A 17,381-nucleotide genomic window follows, 5' to 3' on the forward strand; every position below is an offset into this window, starting at 1 on the left:
CCATGTTGAGTCGAACCGCGTCGGACCTGTACTGGATGTCACGCTACCTGGAGCGCGCGGAAAACCTGGCGCGGATGCTCGATGTCAGCTATTCCCTGTCGCTGATGCCCCAGGACGGGCGCGGCGATGGCCTGCACGAGCTGGCCATGCCACTGCTGATCACCGGCACCCTGGAGGATTACCACGCCCGCCACCAGGCCTTGCACGCCGAGCAGCTATTGCAGTTCTTCGCCCTGGACCCGGCCAACCCCGCCAGTATCTACAGTTGCCTGGGATCGGCCCGGGCCTGCGCCCATGCCGTGCGCGGGCGGATCACCGCCGACATGTGGGAAAACGTCAATGCCACCTGGCTGGACATCCACCAGATCGCCAGCCAGGGCCTCAGTGCCTATGGCATGAACCGCTTCTGCGAATGGATCAAGGAGCGCTCCCATCTGTTTCGTGGCGCTTCCTACGGCACCATCATGCGCAACGACGCCTTTCGCTTTATCCGCCTGGGAACCTTCATCGAGCGCGCCGACAACACCCTGCGCCTGCTGGACGCACGCTACGAGATGGCCGGCGACCAGGCCGATGCGGTGTGCGACGGCACCGCCCATGCCTATTACCAGTGGAGTGCGTTGCTGCGGGCCTTGTCTTCCTTCGAGGCCTACACCGAGGTCTATCGCGAGGCACCCGGTGCCCGGCATGTGGCCGAGCTGCTGTTGTTGCGCGCCGACGTGCCGCGCTCGCTGCGGGCCTGTACCGAGGAGATCGACCAGATCCTCGCCAGCCTGCCCGGCGACAACGGGCGCCCGGCCCAGCGTCTGGCGGCGCAGATGGATGCACGCCTGCGCTACATCGGTATCGATCAGATTCTCGACGAAGGCCTGCACGCCTGGCTGACCGACTTCATCCCCCTGGTGCGCCAGTTGGGCAACGCGATTCACCGCTCTTATCTGGAGGCGGCATGAGACTGTCCGTGAGCCATGAAACCACCTATCGCTACGCCGATCCGGTAGGCGCCAGCATCCAGTACCTGCGCCTGACACCCCACGACAGCGAGCGCCAGCAAGTGCTCTGCTGGCAGCTGGATCTGCCACGACCGGTGCGTGCGCAGCGGGACCCCTTCGGCAACATCCTGCACGTACTGACCCTGGACGAGCCCCACGAAGCAGTGATCATCGGCGCCCGTGGCCAAGTGGATATCGATGAGCTGCGCGAGGCCGAGCATGAATGCCAGTCGCCCTTGCCGTTCCTGCGTTTCACCAGCCTGACCGAGGCGGATGCTCAACTGCGCGAGTTCGCCGGCCGGCAATGCGCAAGGCGGCGTGATCGCACAGGGTTGATCGACCTGATGCATGGGCTGCACCAGCTCATGGCCTACACGCCTGGGGCAACGGACGTGGCCACCAGCGCGGCGCAGGCTTTCGCCGGGCGCGCCGGGGTCTGCCAGGACCACACCCACGCCTTCCTTGCCTGTGCCCGTAGCCTTGGCGTTCCGGCACGTTTTGTTTCCGGTTATCTGTACCGCGAGGACAGCGGGCAATTACTTGGCCACGCCTGGGCCGAAGCCTGGCTGGAAGGCGCCTGGTACAGCTTCGATGTGACCCACCAACTGGCGCGGCCCGAGCGCCACCTCAAGCTGGCGGTGGGCCTGGACTACCTGGATGCCTGCCCGGTGCGCGGTATGCGCCGGGGCGCCGCCGGTGAGCAGATGCACGCCAGGGTGCTCCAGCAGTAACACGCGTTTTCGCTAGGAGCCGGCTGCCGGCGAAGGCGCCAGAGGTGGCAAAGGCGATGTCGCAAGGCTCAGGGAACCTGCTTGCGCCCCGCCATGTGCCTGAGATACCCCAGCAGCAGGTCCAGCTCCTGATCCGGCAGCACGTTGTTGTTGAACCCGGGCATCTTCGCCTGGGGCCAGCGCCTCATGCTTTGCGGATCGCGGATATAGCGCTTGAGGAAATCGCCGCTGAAATACTCGGTGGGGCTGTAGGGGATATTCAGGTCCGGACCGAACTGTGAATCGCCGGCACCGTTGAGCCGGTGGCAGGCCAGGCAGTTTTTTTGGAACAGGGCAAAGCCCTGGTTGATTGGATCAGTGGCCGCCAACTGCGGATCCGGAAGCAGGGTCGGGAAGCGCTGCGCCACTGGCTCCAGGCGCTGGATGCGCGCCACCTGGAACGGCCATTGCTCCGGGCTGATATGCCCGGCGGCAGGGTCGGTCCACACCAGATAGAAAGGCCCGGCGCTGGGTTTGTCGGCAGCCAGCGCAGGCCATGGCCGGCTCGGGTCCTCCACGGCCAGCCAGGCCTGGGCGCCCTGGCGTTCAAGCAGCGGCGCGGCGCTGAGCTCCGCGGCAAAGCCGTCCAGGGCCACGGCTTGAAGGTGGTCTTCGGCCTTCAGGCCCTTGAGCAGGGTCGCCATGGGCACGGCGCGGTACTGCATGTCGCGCTTGTAGGACACATCGTCCTTGATGGATATGGTCCGGGCCTGGGGGTGCCTTAGCAGTTCTTCGGTCTGCCAGGTGTGGCTGGCGGAGCCCAGGTCGATCAGCAGTTGCGCGGCGTGCAGCGGGCTGCTCAGCAGCAGGGCAGCGCCAAGGAGGAATACTTTCAATTGATGGCCGTCGGGTCGTCGTCAGTGGGTTCGTCGCCGGGAAGCACGTCGTCCGGTCGCGACACATGGTCGAACAGGGCGTCCCGGAGCTCTTCGTAGTTGCCGCCGTTCACGATACCGAAATAGCCGTGCTTGACCAGCGTGTCTTCGGCTTCAAGGGCGTGCTGGTTGGTGTCGCTGTAGATCACCACGGTGGCGTTGGGGTCCAGCACCACTTTGCGCAACTGGTAGGCCAGGCCCTCGGCGCTGATGCCGGTGCCGTCCTCCAGTTCGAGATTGACCTGCAGCGAGTTGTGCACATTGCCGGCGGCAAAGTCGCTCTCGTTGCGCAGATCGAGGATCAACGCCCCATCATTGATTTCGTCCACCGCGCGGTTGACGTCGATGATTCCGGCGTGAGCGTGAAAGGCGCTCAGGAGTGTGGCGAGTGCAATCCAATGGCGCATGAGTCTTCCCCTTGGTGTTCCTCAGGAAGACTGGCACACAAGTCCGGGCCCCGGTAGGAACCGGGGACAATTTTCCGTCTCGTTGATCGAGCAGCCACAGATCAGCCGATCACTTTGGTGAGATTCGGCAAGATCAACAGCAGTGTGGTTGCGAAAAGAATGAGCCCCGCCTGACGTACTTTCGAATGCTTGAACATGGCTGAATGCCTTTTGTTGTTATTCCTGAGCGTCAATGCATGCCGGTGGGTGAACTCCATTACGAGTCACTATGAACCGGCTATGTGTCCTTTTTCTTACTTGCCCCAGTGCAGAATCCGTCTGGAACTTCCTACAGTTTCTACCTTAGGGGCCTTGAATCCTCTGGCTTAGATCCAATTCATATGAATTTATATTTCTGATTTATTAAAAGGCTATATATCGGCCCGGGCGTGCCTTGGCCGCCCTCTGGCTAGACAGCTCGCGACCCTTCATCGGCAGAGCCCTTAGCTGCCTACCGTTCGTCTGAGCGTCGGCGTCAAGGCGGCTGAGCGCATCGGTCATTGAATCCGACGCTGCCGCGCCTAAGGTGGGAGCTCGACATTTTCCCCTGCACAGCGGTTCGAGGACGTCATGACCCAAGCTTTGATATTCGATGCGTTACGCACGCCCCGCGGCAAAGGCAAGGCCGATGGCGCCTTGCACAGCGTGAAACCGGTGAACCTGGCCGCGGGCCTGTTGCGCGCCCTGCAGCAGCGCTGCGAACTGGACACCAGCCAGGTGGACGACGTGGTCCTGGGCTGTGTGACGCCGATCGGTGATCAGGGCGCCGATATCGCCAAGACCGCGGTCCAGGCTGCGGATTGGGACGTAAGCGTGGCCGGGGTGCAGATCAATCGCTTCTGCGCTTCCGGGTTGGAGGCAGTCAACCTGGGGGCGATGAAGGTGCGTTCCGGGTTCGAGGAACTGGTGGTGGTTGGCGGCGTCGAGTCCATGTCGCGGGTGCCCATGGGCAGCGACGGCGGGGCCTGGGTGCTGGACCCGGAGACCAACCTGCACAGCCATTTCACCCCCCAGGGGATTGGCGCCGACCTGATCGCGACCCTGGAAGGCTTCTCCCGGGAGGACGTCGACCGCTTTGCCCTGCACTCCCAGCAGAAGGCCGCCCGCGCCCGGGCTGGCGGGGCCTTTGCCAAATCCCTGGTGCCGGTGCAGGACCAGAACGGCATCGTGCTGCTGGACCATGACGAGTTCATTCGCGCCGATTCGACCCTGGAGGGCCTGGGCAAGCTCAAGCCGAGTTTCGAGATGATGGGGCAGATGGGCTTCGATGCCACGGCGCTACGGGTCTACAGCCATGTGGAGCGGATCGACCATGTGCACACCCCCGGCAACAGCTCGGGCATCGTCGACGGCGCGGCGCTGATGCTGATCGGCTCCGAAGCCAAGGGCCGCGAGCTGGGGCTCAAGCCCCGGGCGCGGATCGTGGCCACGGCGGTCACCAGCACCGACCCCACCATCATGCTCACCGGCCCGGCGCCGGCCACCCGCAAGGCCCTGGCCAAGGCCGGGCTGCGGGTCGAGGACATCGACCTGTTCGAAGTCAATGAAGCCTTCGCCTCGGTGGTGCTCAAGTTCATCAAGGACATGGCCATCGACCCGGCCAAGGTCAATGTCAACGGCGGCTCCATCGCCATGGGCCACCCGCTGGGGGCCACCGGCTGCGCGATCCTCGGCACCTTGCTCGATGAGCTGGAAACCCGGCGCCAGCGCTATGGCCTGGCGACCCTCTGTGTCGGCGGCGGCATGGGTATCGCCACCATCATCGAACGCCTCTGAGCCCCGACTTCAAGGAATCCCTTTCATGACCGATGCCATCCGTTACGAAAAAGGCCAGGACCAGATCGTCGTCCTGACCATCGATATGCCGGGCCAGAGCGCCAACACCATGAATGCCCTGTACCGCGACGCCATGGCCGGTGCCGTGGCGCGCTTGCAGGCCGAGCAGGAATCGATTGCCGGGGTGATCATCACCTCGGCGAAAAAGACCTTCTTCGCCGGCGGTGACCTCAATGAGCTGATCAAGGTCGGCAGGCCTGAGGCCAAGGCTTTCTACGACATGGTGCTGGCCCTCAAGGGCCAGCTGCGAGCCCTGGAAACCCTGGGCAAGCCGGTGGTCGCTGCAATCAATGGCGCGGCCCTGGGCGGCGGCTGGGAAATCTGCCTGGCCTGCCATCATCGCGTTGCCCTGGACGATAAATCGGTACAGGTCGGCCTGCCGGAAGTCACCCTGGGCCTGTTGCCCGGCGGCGGCGGGGTAGTGCGCATGGTGCGCATGCTGGGCCTGGAAAAGGCTCTGCCCTATCTGCTGGAAGGCAAGAAAGTGCGCCCGCAGCAGGCGTTGCAAGCTGGCCTGATCGATGCCCTGGCGACGGACCGCGACGACCTGCTGGCCAAGGCTCGGGCCTGGATCCTCGCCAACCCGGGCGCGCAGCAGCCCTGGGATGTGCGCGGCTACCAGATCCCTGGTGGCACGCCGTCGAACCCCAAGGTTGCGCAGATGCTGGCCATCGCCCCATCGATTCTGCGGACCAAGACCCAGGGTTGCTTCCCCGCGCCGGAAAAGATCCTCTGCGCTGCCGTCGAAGGCGCCCAGGTGGATTTCGACACCGCGCAACTGATCGAGACCCGTTACTTCACCGAGCTGACCACAGGCCAGGTGGCGAAGAACATGATCGGCACCTTCTGGTTCCAGCTCAACCAGATCAATGCCGGCAGCTCACGGCCACAGGGCGTGCCGCCGCAGGTCACGAAAAAACTCGGGGTGCTTGGCGCCGGCATGATGGGCGCGGGCATTGCCTATGTCAGTGCGGTGGCGGGTATCGAGGTGGTGCTCAAGGACATCAGCTCCGAGGCGGCCGAGAAGGGCAAGGCCCACTCGGCGGCGCTGCTGGAGAAAAAGGTGGCTCGCGGGCAGTTGAGCCGCGAGCAGCGGGACGCCACCCTGGCGCGGATCCGCACCACCGCCGAGGATGCCGACCTGGCCGGTTGCGACCTGATCATCGAGGCGGTGTTCGAGGATCGCGAGCTCAAGGCCAAGGTCTCCCGGGCTGCGCAGCAGGTGGTCGGCGGTGACGCGGTGATCGCCTCCAACACTTCGACCCTGCCCATCACGGGCCTGGCTACGGCAGTGCCGAACCCGGACAAGTTCATCGGCCTGCATTTCTTCAGCCCGGTGGAAAAAATGCCCCTGGTGGAAATCATCAAGGGGGCGAAAACCAGCGATGAAACCCTGGCCCGCGGCTTCGACTTTGTCTTGCAGATCAAGAAGACCCCGATCGTGGTCAATGACAGCCGTGGCTTCTTCACCTCCCGGGTGTTCGGCACTTTCACCAACGAAGGTATCGCCATGCTCGGCGAGGGCATCGCGGCGCCGATGATCGAGACCGAAGCGCGCAAGGCCGGGATGCCGGTGGGGCCGCTGGCGATTTCCGACGAGGTTTCCCTGAGCCTGATGAGCCATATCCGCCAGCAGACCGCCAAGGACCTGCAGGCCGAGGGCAAGCCGGCCATCGAACATCCGGCATTTGCCGTGATCGACCTGCTGCTCAACGAATACAAGCGCCCGGGCAAGGCGGCCGGTGGCGGTTTCTACGATTATCCGGCCGGTGCCCAGAAGCATTTGTGGCCGCAGTTGCGCACGCGCTTCTACAAGGCCGACGGGCAGATCTCGCCCCAGGATGTGCGGGATCGCCTGCTGTTCGTCCAGGCCATCGAGACCGTGCGTTGTGTGGAGGAGGGAGTGTTGCACTCCACGGCGGACGCCAACATCGGCTCGATCTTCGGCATCGGCTTTGCCGCCTGGAGCGGGGGCGCCCTGCAGTTCATCAATCAGTACGGGGTGCAGGATTTCGTCGCCCGTGCGCAGTACCTGGCCGAGCAATATGGCGAACGTTTCCGGCCGCCGACGCTGCTTCTGGAAAAGGCTCGCCTGGGCCAGTTGTTCTGACGCCGACAGGCGCTCAATGAGCTGATCCGGGGCTTGCCTTGCCGTGGTATTTCAAGGCAGGCTCTGGACTGTTCATTATTGCCATCGCCTTGTCAGGAATTTTTTATGTCGCTACGCATCTGCATTCTTGAAACCGATATCCTGCGTCCCGAACTGGTCGATCAATATCAGGGTTACGGGCAGATGTTCCAGCGCCTGTTTTCCCAGCAGCCCATCGCTGCCCAATTCAGCGTCTACAACGTGGTCCAGGGGGAGTACCCCAGCGATGACCTGGAATTCGACGCCTATCTGGTGACAGGCAGCAAGGCCGATTCGTTCGGCACCGATCCCTGGATCCAGACCCTCAAGACCTACCTGCTGGGGCGCTACGAGCGTGGCGACAAGCTGTTGGGCATCTGCTTCGGCCATCAGTTGCTGGCATTGCTGCTGGGGGGCAAGAGCGAGCGCGCGAGCCAGGGCTGGGGTGTCGGTACCCACAGCTACAAGCTGGCGGCCAAGGCGCCGTGGATGAGCCCGGTGGTGGAGGAGCTGACGCTACTGATCAGCCATCAGGACCAGGTTACCGCCTTGCCGGAGAACGCCACGGTGATCGCCTCCAGCGATTTCTGCCCGTTCGCGGCCTACCATATCAATGATCAGGTGCTGTGCTTCCAGGGCCACCCCGAGTTCATCCACGACTATTCCCGCGCCTTGCTGGACCTGCGCCAGGAGTTTCTCGGCGAGCAGATCTACCAGAAGGGCGTGGCCAGCCTTGAGCACGACCATCACGGCACCACTGTGGCGGAGTGGATGATGCGTTTCGTCGCTCACAAGCCCGAGGCTGCCTGAACCCGGCCATGGCCCTGCCGCAAGGCGCAGGGCCGTCGCTCCTTCAGAGCCAGCCGGAACGCTTGAAGCTGGCCCAGAGGCCGACACAACCCACGCTGATAAAACCCAGGACGCCAAAGTAGCCGTAGTGCCAACTCAGCTCCGGCATGTTCTGGAAGTTCATCCCGTAGATCCCCGCCACCGCCGTCGGAAACGCCAGGATCGCGGCCCAGGCGGCGAACTTGCGTTGCACGATGCTTTGCCGTGAAGCCTCCAGCAGTACGCCGATCTCGATGGTCTGGCTGGCGATATCGCGCAGGGTCGAGAGGTCTTCCATCTGCCGGGTGACGTGAATCTGCACATCCCGGAAGTACGGCCGCATGTTCTTGTCGATAAAGGGAAAGCTGAGCTTCTGCAGTTCTTCGCTGATCTCCACCATGGGCGCTACATGCCGGCGCAGGCGCAGCACGTCGCGGCGCAGGCCGTGCAGGTGCTGGATGTCCCGTTCGTTCAGCGAGTCGCAGAGGACGTTGCGCTCCAGCTCGTCGATTTCCGCATGGATGGCTTCGCTGACCGGCTGGTAGTTCTCGGTAACGAAGTCCAGCAGGGCATAGAGCACGAAGTCTTCACCGTGCTCCAGCAGCAGCGGGCGCGCCTCGCAGCGCTGGCGCACGTAGCCATAGGAGGCCGAGTGGCCGTTGCGCGCGGTGATGATGTAGCCGTTGCCGGCAAAGATGTGGGTTTCGATGAACTCCAGCTTGCCCTGATCGCGCACCGGCGAATAGGTGACGATGAACAGCGCATCGCCGAAGGTTTCCAGCTTCGGCCGGCTGTGCTTTTCCAGGGCATCCTCGATGGCCAGTTCATGCAGGTTGAACTGGCGCTGCAGGTTGGCCAGCTCGTGGGCGTTGGGTTCCTCCAGGCCGATCCAGACGAAGTGGCCGGGCTTGGCGGCCCAGGCGGCCCCTTCGTCGAGGCTGATATCCGTGACTTTCTTTCCGCCGCTGTAGACGGCGGCAGCAACAACTCTACCCATGGTTCCGGTTCACTTCTTCTTATCAAGGGGGCGGTGACAGATCAGGTGCAGCTTAGCCTGCAATGCTCCATCAGAGTCACTGGCCGCGAGGGAGTTCGCGGACAAATAAAAGCCCGCGCAAGGCGGGCTTTTTGTGGCGTCGGGGTTCAGGCGGCCTGCAGTTGGCGGTCCATGCTGGCGATGCATTCGCGCATCTGTTCGCGGCACTGGGCGATCAGCAGGGGCATGTCGTCCAGGGTCAGCCCGGCCGTGGGGATGGCGGGCAGCGAGCGGATCAGGATTTTGCCGCTGTTCCAGCGATCCAGGCGCATGTGCTTGATGTAGCTGCTGACGCACACCGGGACTATGGGCACGCCTGCGGCGATGGCCATCTGGAATGCACCTTTCTTGAAGGGCAGCAGCTCTTCCCCGAGGTTGCGGGTGCCTTCCGGGAAGACCCAGATCGAGGTGTCCTTGTGCTGCAAGGTGTGGGTGGTGGTGAGCATCGAGCGCCGGGCCTTGTGCGGGTTGCCACGGTCGATCAGCACGTTGCCTGCCAGCCAGAACAGCTGGCCGAACAGCGGCACCCATTTCAGGCTCTTCTTGCCGATGCACACGGTCCTTCGCGGCACCACGTTGCCGAATACGAACAGGTCGTAGTTGGACTGGTGGTTGGCGATGATCACGCAGCCCTGGGGTTTGTCCATCAGCGGGCCGACCTCGGCCTTGACCCGCAAGCGCAGGATGCACATCGCCGGCCAGGCGTAGAGACGGGCGCACAGTCGGCTGTTGTCCGGGTTGAATGGGCGGCACAGGCCGAGCAGCAGGCCCAGGCTGCCTGCCAGGATAAAGTGCAAGCCCATCAACGACATACGAAGCAGATACAGCATCTAAACGGCCCACCCGGGGACAAAAGGTGGCGCAGTGTACGGATGTGCACTGTTTTCGGCAATTGCCGTTCTCAGCCGGGAGATGGGCGATGTTTAAGTACATGTTTCCAGCAATGGCTGGCGATGGTGATCTAGAGCGGTCGCGGCTTGTTGGCAAGGCATGCAGTAAAAAGCCCGGCGCGAAGGCCGGGCTGGTTCAGGTAGCAAATCCGCGGGTTTCAGCCCAGGTGCTCCTGGTCCTGGATGATCGCGTTGTCCAGGGCATCCAGCAGTGCCTTGCGCACCTTCAGCTTGGTGTTCTTGTGCGCCACCATGTTGATCTTCTTCAACTGGCGTGCAGCGGCCAGGGCGGCGCCTTGCAGTTCATCGGGCGCTACCACCTTGTCGAGGAAGCCGGCATCTACCGCGCTTTGCGGGTCGAACATCTCGCCATTGATTACCGAACGATGCAAAGCCGAGCGACGCAGGCGGTCACGGGCCAGCTCGATACCCGCGTGGTGCATGGTCATGCCGATCTGCACTTCATTGAGGCCGATGCTGAAGGGGCCTTCGACACCGATGCGATAGTCCGCCGACAGCAGCAGGAACGCGCCCTTGGCCACCGCGTGCCCCGGGCAAGCGACGATCACCGGGTAGGGGTGGGAAAGCAGGCGGCGGGCCAGGGTCGAACCCAGGGTTACCAGAGCCACGGCCTCCTTGGGGCCGGCTGTCATGACCTTGAGGTCGTAGCCGCCAGAGAGCATCCCCGGCTGGCCGGTGATGATCACCACCGCGCGATCGGCGGTAGCCTGATCCAGCGCCGCATTAAAGGCGGCAATCACGTCCGGGGAGATGGCATTGACCTTGCCATTGCTCAAGGTCAGGGTCGCGATACCGTCTTCGAGATGGTAGGAAATCAACTCACTCATGACGCAATTCCTTGTATTGAAGTGCTGCAGAAGTTACCCACCACGGTAGCTGCGGTAAAGCGCCATGACTGACTGGTGAGTCAGCCCCGAGGCCGCCAAGGGCCCTGCATCACACAGCGGGTAACGCATGGTTTCTTCTATAGGGTTGTGGGCAAGGCTGAAGAATGGCCGGTTTGCCTTATTGCATGGGGGGCTGCATTGCCCTTGGCCGGGGATCGAGCTTAAGCGCATGAAAATTCTGAAAAAAAAGTTTGCCATCTGAAAAGCGATCGACTACATTAGCGCGCCTCGACAGACTGAATCGGTTTGAAGAGATACGGTGAAGTGTCCGAGTGGCTTAAGGAGCACGCCTGGAAAGTGTGTATACAGGAAACTGTATCGAGAGTTCGAATCTCTCCTTCACCGCCACATTCTACAAACACAAACCCCTGACTTTCCTAAAGAAAGTCGGGGGTTTGTGGTTTTTGGCGTCTGAAAAATAGCCATATGGGACTGGTATAGGACTGGAGGGCAGTTTGTTGGCCTCCCTAGCCTAAAAAGAGGGCGAGACGCCGACTGGCGGCAATCCGCCAGGGCCGGATTTTTGATTGGCCTCTGTTTTGCGGTAATGGAGTAACTTAGGGACGCGTGCGCGCCCTTATGAGGCAGAGCCTAAAAAATTCACCATTTTGTCGGAGATATGCGACGTTGATTTTTCCGCGCACACCTTAAGTTGATCAGGCCCTGCCGGGGAAGTAACTTGTTAACTGCACCTAAAAGCTCGCCTGTAATTAGAGTTTATGAAAGAATTATTTAAAATTCTGAGATGCTTTCAGATTACAATTTTTGTCAAAAATGAGATGAGACATGGATGCCAATGGGCTTTTAACTGTTTTCACTATATTGATTGCCGCATACGCTCTAATGACAGAAGAGCGTAGAGCAGACTTCGTACTAAGGTTTGCATGGTGGGATTGGGTGATTTTGATATTACCAACTGTTGGTATATTGCTCATAATTTACTCTGATGTAATTTTGCGTGTGACTTCGATTGCGCCAGTGAGGTGGTATTTTGGGTTTACAAAAGAGACAGCAATTTTTACGCTTTTGATTATTTTGCTTTGCTGTTTTTGTATGAAGTTCATCGGGAAAAGAATTCCGAAATGTAATCATGGTAAGCTTTCCGAGTTAATGGTGGCTCTATTAAAAGAAAAAAAATTTCCTATGCTGGCCTACTTAATTAATAGGCATCATGTATCGTTGCTGGCAGCCATAGAAAATGAACGCTGGTACGATGTAATTCGAAGGGGAGTTAGGCATCCAGTTAATTTCTCGATAGACCTGGAACCAGCCCCTAAGAAAGTCGTTGAAAAAATTTCCGAAATATTTTCACGTGCAATAATTAAATTTACCCCTGAGAGCAATAAAAGCAAAGAGTCTTTGGAAGCTTCTATAAAGTTGTGTTTTAAGTCGAAGGCATTTCTAAGATATCTTGCAGGTACTCATGCATTAGTTGTAGCAAAATTTATATCTACAGGCCTGCTTTTACGCAGCGTGGATGTTTCTAATAATTTTTTTAATTATCTGATTTCTACACCAGGCTCAGCTCTTTTTAGAGAGTTAAGAGACAATCAAAACAGTAGTTATACTGGGGAGGTTTACATAGATGAGAGTAACGAACTACTCCAGTATTATTTTTCAGATGTGAAGGTGGCTGTAACAAATCAAATTTGGGAACCTATAGCTAGTTATGTCATCAGCCATATAAAAAGCCAGCAAGATAAAAGCAGTTTTTATAATGCGCCAAATGATAATTTCTCAACGTCAGATCAACGCTGGGAATGCCCGATATTCTGTGGGGTTTTTTTCTTTCATATCATGGTTTCTGCGGCGATTTTTCAGAGAGGAAGTGATCATATGTCCTTGACATATTACGTTGCTTTTTTAAAGGAGATCCTTAATAGCACTGCGCGTCATGATAGCGTTAATCTAGATTCAGAGTTTCCGACTAAATTTGACTACTTGATTTTCGAGATTTTTTCAAATACATGTAGTTGGGTCTCATCTAGTGTAAATGTCACCAAGATGGCAGAAGGCCTAATTTCTCCAGAGTGGTGGGCTGCGAAAAGCTTAGGGGAACAATTCAGGAATATATTTGACGCTGGAGAAATAACGACTACTCAAAAGATTTATTACTTTGAAATGCTCTTGAGCACAACTGAGCAGCTTGATTTGCACCATCGCAATGATCTTTCCGATTTAATCTTTGATTCGGCTACTTGTCGATATGAAAAAGGGCCTTTAGATCATCTGCGAGTGAGTCGACTTTACTGGATTTTCGAGCGTGTCGACTCAAAATATAACAATGAAAACTCGTCGTTTCGATCAAAATTATTCCAGAAATTCAAAAGGATACATGAAAGGGGCTAGTTCCCATTCGTCGGATTTCGACTGACGACGCCTCTGTAAAAAAGGCTCCCACACTTAAGCCCAGCGTGGGGGCCTTTTTATTGGTCCGCGAGCACCAGACTCTTTTGGGCAGGTATACCGGAACAAGGGCGTCTGATCGGCTAAAGCCTTAATGCTAACTGCAGCATCCCAACAACATCTGGACCATCCTCGTTAATCCATGTCCCATAGTGCTGACGGATCATGTTCCCGTTGGTATGTCCCATCTGTTCAGCTATCCAGTCGATCGAGGCCACGCCGGTTGTCAGCAACTGACTGGCGTAGGTGTGCCGGCACTGGCCGGGGCCGCGATAGCGAACCCCGGCCGCTAACAAATGTGCCTTGAAGAACCTGTCTCGTACCACAAAGTCATTGGCGTGGGGCTGGCCGCTTTTGGTGTTCAGAAATACAAAGTGCAGTTTGTGTTTCCTGACCGTCTTGTTGTCCCGTTCAACGACTTCGACTGTTTCCGCCTTCTTCTTTCTATTGAGTGCATCGATCTTGCGCAGTGCATCCCATGCGGGTGCGAGCAGGCGCACCTTGCGTGTCGATCGGCGGGTTTTCGTCACTCGGTAGGCTCCGCGGACCTTTGATCTGCGGAAGGTCACGGTGCCTTGCTCCAGGTCTACGTCCTCCCAGGCCAGGGCTATGGTTTCGGATACTCGGGGGCCAGCCCATATCATGAACTGAATCATCAGCAGCTCTCGCGTGCGGCTGGTCGGGGTTTCGAGGATCTGTCGGATCTCCGCCCTGGTGAATGGGTCGGGTGCCTCGGGATCCGGCAAGCGAACCATCAGGCCCTCGGTGGGGTCGTGCGCAACTTTCATCCTGGTGCGGTACAGCCTGAACACCTGTCGCACGTTGCTGATGATGTCGCGGATGGTCTTGTTCTTGAGTGTCTTCGACAGGGTGCCCTGGATCCACTCCTGCAGGTCCAAGTGATCAATCGCGTTGATCTGCACCTTCCCCCAGCGTGGCCGTACGTGAACCTCCGCCTTGTTTGCGTAGCCTCGATAGCTCGATGCTGCCACGCTGTTGGCTTTGATCTTCAACCATAGATCCAGGTAATGGCCGAAAGTGTTTTCGACCAGCTTGGACGAATTGGGGAAGTGCCTTGCGTAATCAAAGGTGCCGGCCTGGATCTCGTATTCGATGATGTCGATCAGGCGTTTTGCCTGGGCAATCGTTGTTGGCTTGTTGCCTCCTGGGATTGATTCCCTGCACTTTTCCCCGTTGTACTGAAAATAGATTCTCACGGAATTTCCGCGAGCTTCGACCCCGCTCATGTAAACCCCTAACGCTGTACTGGTGTATCGACAGTCTGATGATCGAAAACAAAAAGGCCCGTTTCCGGGCCAAGTATCTAAGTGCGCATCTTCTGCTGGACGCGGCCTATGGCTTGGGCTTGTGTTGGCGTAAGTGGGCATTCAGCAACTGGCGTCGCCGACTGCATTTTTTATGATTGCCCTGGGCGCGCCACTTGCCGCACTGGTCGCAAACGCTGGTGTAGTCAATGTTCCAGGGAAACCGCCGTTCGGGCGTTGTCGCGGTGTTGTTAGGCATGGCCTGACTTGCCCCCATCGGTGGGGTGGGCGAGCAGTTGGGCGACTACAGCAGCGTCCGCGTCGCTTAGTTCTCCCAAGGTGCTGGCCATCCGGCTCAAGCTTTCGAGTCGTGTTCGTGATTCAGGGGTTTTATGCACCTGGTACCAGGGCAATCAGAGCGCCTTGATCGCGGTTCTTCCACGACTGCGCCCGGGCGCCACCTTCAACCAGGGCGAGCGGGTCACCAACGTGACGCTTGCCGGCAATCAGATGGCCATCAAATGGAAGACGCAATCCGTCGCAGCGTAGAGCGGCAATTCCCCGAACTCACCGGTGGCTATCACCTACCACGCTTCGGCCGTGTGGTCGCGGTACCGGATGCGCCGGCGGCGCCCGGGCTGTGCGACGACTTCCGGCCGCGCTATGGCGTGGACGTCCAGGTACTGCTACCCGATGGCGAACCCGACCCGGATTTGCCAATCCTGGCGGGCCTGCCGTTGCCGGCACCCATGGGCGGCCAAGAGGCCGGCCTGTTCGGCTTCCCCGAGGAAAACACCACGGTGGTGGTGTGCTTCGCCTACGGGCTGCCGCACAAGCCGTTTATCCAGCAGATCCTGCCGCACGGCCTGAGCCTACCCCGGGTGCCGAAAGGTGATCAGGTATGGCAGCACAGCGAGGCCTGCCAGCAACGGGTCGATGCCGACGGCAACTGGCTGCGCCAGACCGATGGAAAGATCCAGGACAAGGCGATCGAGCGCGAAGTGGAAGCCCTGGACAACGCCGAGCGCTTCCAGAATCACACCAGGACCGTGGACGACCATTCGACCGAGTCAGTGGGTGGGATCAAGAAGATCGAGGCCATGGGCGCGTTCAAGCTGCTTTCAGGCGGGTTCGCCAGTCTTGCGGCCGTTGACGATCTGCACCAGGCCACCGGCCGCGACTTGAACCTGGTGGTGGGGCAGAAGCTGAACGCCACGGTGGGCGGTGACCTGCAGGAGCAGATCCAGGGGCTGCGCAAGAGCGTGAGCGGGATCAGTCAGCGCCTGCAGGCGCCCAAGACCTGGCTTGGGTCAGAGTCGGTCAACGTGCTGCAGGTGTTGTGCGAGCTGCTGGACCTGGTGCAGGAGATGAACATTCAACTGGCTGGCCATACTCACGGCCCGACACCACCACCGAGTAATGCCGCCGCATTCACCGCCGCATCCATGGCCGCAAAACAGCAAGCGAATGGCTTAAACCGATTACTAAGTAAAGTGAGTATTTAAAGTTAAGCGAGTAAAGTAGTCCTTTACCTGTTTGACCGGATATACGAGATATACCGTATGACCTAGGTCACAATAAAATTGTGTATTGCACAATACAGATCAATTCACGAATGACCGTCTGTCGGAAAGGTTCGCAATCAATAGTGTTGTAAAGTGTTGTCGTTTATTTCTTCTAACGGTAATGCGGGTTTAGTCACGCTTGAGGACAAACCCTTATGTTCTAGGCGTTAGACCGAAGCGCATCATTTTTGCCTCTCTCTAAAACGAGGAAGCCCGGGCGTGGACTGGCCCCGCCCGGGCTGCTCGTGCTGAAAATCTGTGGTTGCTCCGGTTCAAAAAAAACCAGATCATTCCCTCAACCACCGCTTCAGCCATTTCTCTTTGTATCCGCAAATCGAAGGTTATGGTCTAGCAGCCTCTCAGTCAATCGGGTGAACCTTGAACTGCTTACGTAAGTATGTATGTAAGTTGCTCTAATTATAGGGTTGCTGGTTTCAGAGAGTGTTAGGCGGTGGGAGGCAAGTTCTATTTAATAGAACTTTTCCTTTCACGTCCTGGAGATTTTAAACGGTGAAGTTCAACCTCCGTTTTATCCCTGAAGAACTGATCCGTGCGTTGCAAGCTGCGTACTGGTCAATCCGTTTGGTTCGTATTTTGTTGCAGCCGTAACGGAAACAGGCAGGGGCTTCGGCCCCTGTTTTCACTTCTGTCTTCCGCAATCATCACAACACTTTCGGCTTTCCCGAAGAAAACCCTGCGGTGGTGGCGTGCTTCGCTTACGGGTTGTCGCACAAGCCGTTTATCCAGCATATCCTGCCGCACGGCCTGAGCCTGCCCCGGGTGCCGAAAGGTGACCAGGTGTGGCAGCACAGCGAGGCCTGCCAGTAGCGCGTCGATGCCGACGGCAACTGGCTGCGCCAGACCGATGGCAAGATCCAGGACAAGGCGATCGAGCGCGAAGTAGAGGCCCTGGACAACGCCGAGCGCTTCCAGAATCACACCAGGACGGTGGACGACCATTCGACCGAGTCAGTGGGAGGGGGCAAAAAGATCAAGGCCATGGACGCGTTCAAGCCGCTTTCCGGCGGGTCCGCCAGTCTGGCGGCCGTGGGCGACCTACTTCAAGCCACCGGCCGTGACTTGAACCTGGTGGTGGGGCAGAAGGTCAACGCCACGGTGGGCGGGGACCTGCAGGAGCACATCGAAGGGATGCGCAAGAGCATCACGGCGGGTAGTCAGCGCCTCCAGGCGTCGAAGACGTGGCTGGGGTCAGAAGGGGTAAATGTGCTTCAGGTGCAATGTAACCTGTTGGATCTGGTTGAACAGATGAACCTGCAGCTCGCGGGTCATGTTCACGGCCTCAGCCCGACACCTAACAACGCCAGCGTATTCACTGCCGCCAGCACGGCCACGAAAGGACTAGGAAAAAAACTGAGGCCTATTACTGCAGGAGAGACGGTCTGAAAAGATCCTCCCAAAAGGAAAGGCTGGGAGCA

General features: G+C 58.8%; 13 protein-coding genes, 1 tRNA gene and 1 pseudogene. 9 read left to right on the forward strand and 6 right to left on the reverse strand.

The features are described 5' to 3' along the window. Window positions 1-2: 2 nt before the first annotated feature. Both AC07R1_RS30310 and AC07R1_RS30315 read left to right on the forward strand, forming a co-directional pair. The gene (locus AC07R1_RS30310; RefSeq protein ID WP_011060152.1) at window positions 3-953 is read left to right on the forward strand and encodes an alpha-E domain-containing protein; all 951 of its coding nucleotides are present in this window, start codon (window positions 3-5) and stop codon (window positions 951-953) included. After that, the gene (locus AC07R1_RS30315; RefSeq protein ID WP_019093261.1) at window positions 950-1,723 is read left to right on the forward strand and encodes a transglutaminase family protein; all 774 of its coding nucleotides are present in this window, start codon (window positions 950-952) and stop codon (window positions 1,721-1,723) included. The genes AC07R1_RS30310 and AC07R1_RS30315 overlap by 4 nt, the downstream gene beginning before the upstream one ends. Before the next feature lie 68 nt (window positions 1,724-1,791). Here the strand turns inward: AC07R1_RS30315 and AC07R1_RS30320 are convergent, their stop codons facing one another. Together AC07R1_RS30320 and AC07R1_RS30325 are read right to left on the reverse strand one after the other, a co-directional pair. Then, complete coding sequence (locus tag AC07R1_RS30320) at window positions 1,792-2,598, reverse strand: c-type cytochrome (protein WP_495111240.1); 807 nt, start codon at window positions 2,596-2,598, stop codon at window positions 1,792-1,794. Continuing rightward, the gene (locus tag AC07R1_RS30325) at window positions 2,595-3,044 is read right to left on the reverse strand and encodes a rhodanese-like domain-containing protein (RefSeq protein WP_011060155.1); all 450 of its coding nucleotides are present in this window, start codon (window positions 3,042-3,044) and stop codon (window positions 2,595-2,597) included. The genes AC07R1_RS30320 and AC07R1_RS30325 overlap by 4 nt, the downstream gene beginning before the upstream one ends. A 609-nt stretch (window positions 3,045-3,653) precedes the next feature. On the opposite strand from AC07R1_RS30325, the gene AC07R1_RS30330 reads away from it, so the two are divergent. The 3 genes from AC07R1_RS30330 (at window position 3,654) to AC07R1_RS30340 (ending at window position 7,857) form a co-directional block, all read left to right on the forward strand. Then, window positions 3,654-4,859 (forward strand): acetyl-CoA C-acetyltransferase, encoded by a 1,206-nt coding sequence (locus AC07R1_RS30330; RefSeq protein WP_011060156.1) that lies wholly within the window; start codon window positions 3,654-3,656, stop codon window positions 4,857-4,859. A 25-nt stretch (window positions 4,860-4,884) separates the two neighbouring features. Further along, entirely contained in the window at window positions 4,885-7,029 is a 2,145-nt protein-coding gene (locus tag AC07R1_RS30335) for a 3-hydroxyacyl-CoA dehydrogenase NAD-binding domain-containing protein (protein WP_493170766.1), read from the forward strand. Between the two features lie 105 nt (window positions 7,030-7,134). After that, a complete protein-coding gene (locus AC07R1_RS30340; RefSeq protein ID WP_015634730.1) occupies window positions 7,135-7,857 on the forward strand; it encodes an amidotransferase in 723 nt (240 codons plus the stop codon). Between the two features lie 43 nt (window positions 7,858-7,900). Here AC07R1_RS30340 and AC07R1_RS30345 read toward each other — a convergent pair whose 3' ends face one another. The 3 genes from AC07R1_RS30345 to AC07R1_RS30355 all read right to left on the reverse strand — a co-directional run bounded on the left by AC07R1_RS30345 (window position 7,901) and on the right by AC07R1_RS30355 (window position 10,649). Further along, entirely contained in the window at window positions 7,901-8,872 is a 972-nt protein-coding gene (locus tag AC07R1_RS30345) for a magnesium and cobalt transport protein CorA (protein ID WP_011060159.1), read from the reverse strand. A gap of 146 nt (window positions 8,873-9,018) precedes the next feature. Further along, on the reverse strand, window positions 9,019-9,741 hold the full coding sequence (locus AC07R1_RS30350) for a lysophospholipid acyltransferase family protein (protein WP_011060160.1): 723 nt from the start codon (window positions 9,739-9,741) through the stop codon (window positions 9,019-9,021). Window positions 9,742-9,959: 218 nt separating this feature from the next. Next, the gene (locus AC07R1_RS30355; RefSeq protein ID WP_495111241.1) at window positions 9,960-10,649 is read right to left on the reverse strand and encodes a crotonase/enoyl-CoA hydratase family protein; all 690 of its coding nucleotides are present in this window, start codon (window positions 10,647-10,649) and stop codon (window positions 9,960-9,962) included. 318 nt (window positions 10,650-10,967) lie between these two features. On the opposite strand from AC07R1_RS30355, the gene AC07R1_RS30360 reads away from it, so the two are divergent. Together AC07R1_RS30360 and AC07R1_RS30365 are read left to right on the forward strand one after the other, a co-directional pair. After that, window positions 10,968-11,057, forward strand: a tRNA-Ser gene (locus AC07R1_RS30360). Between the two features lie 438 nt (window positions 11,058-11,495). Further along, complete coding sequence (locus AC07R1_RS30365) at window positions 11,496-13,058, forward strand: hypothetical protein (protein WP_342403347.1); 1,563 nt, start codon at window positions 11,496-11,498, stop codon at window positions 13,056-13,058. 140 nt (window positions 13,059-13,198) lie between these two features. On the opposite strand, the gene AC07R1_RS30370 is transcribed toward AC07R1_RS30365, so the two are convergent. Next, complete coding sequence (locus AC07R1_RS30370) at window positions 13,199-14,362, reverse strand: Arm DNA-binding domain-containing protein (protein WP_495111242.1); 1,164 nt, start codon at window positions 14,360-14,362, stop codon at window positions 13,199-13,201. A 539-nt stretch (window positions 14,363-14,901) separates the two neighbouring features. Here AC07R1_RS30370 and AC07R1_RS30375 point away from each other — a divergent pair. Both AC07R1_RS30375 and AC07R1_RS30380 read left to right on the forward strand, forming a co-directional pair. Further along, window positions 14,902-15,885: a hypothetical protein gene (locus AC07R1_RS30375; protein ID WP_495111243.1), complete on the forward strand. Its 984-nt coding sequence runs from the start codon at window positions 14,902-14,904 to the stop codon at window positions 15,883-15,885. 684 nt (window positions 15,886-16,569) lie between these two features. Then, window positions 16,570-17,349, forward strand: a pseudogene (locus AC07R1_RS30380) (hypothetical protein); the annotation flags it as partial. Between the last annotated feature and the right edge of the window lie 32 nt (window positions 17,350-17,381).

This window comes from Pseudomonas sp. GW821-FHT07F01 (genome assembly GCF_059418825.1).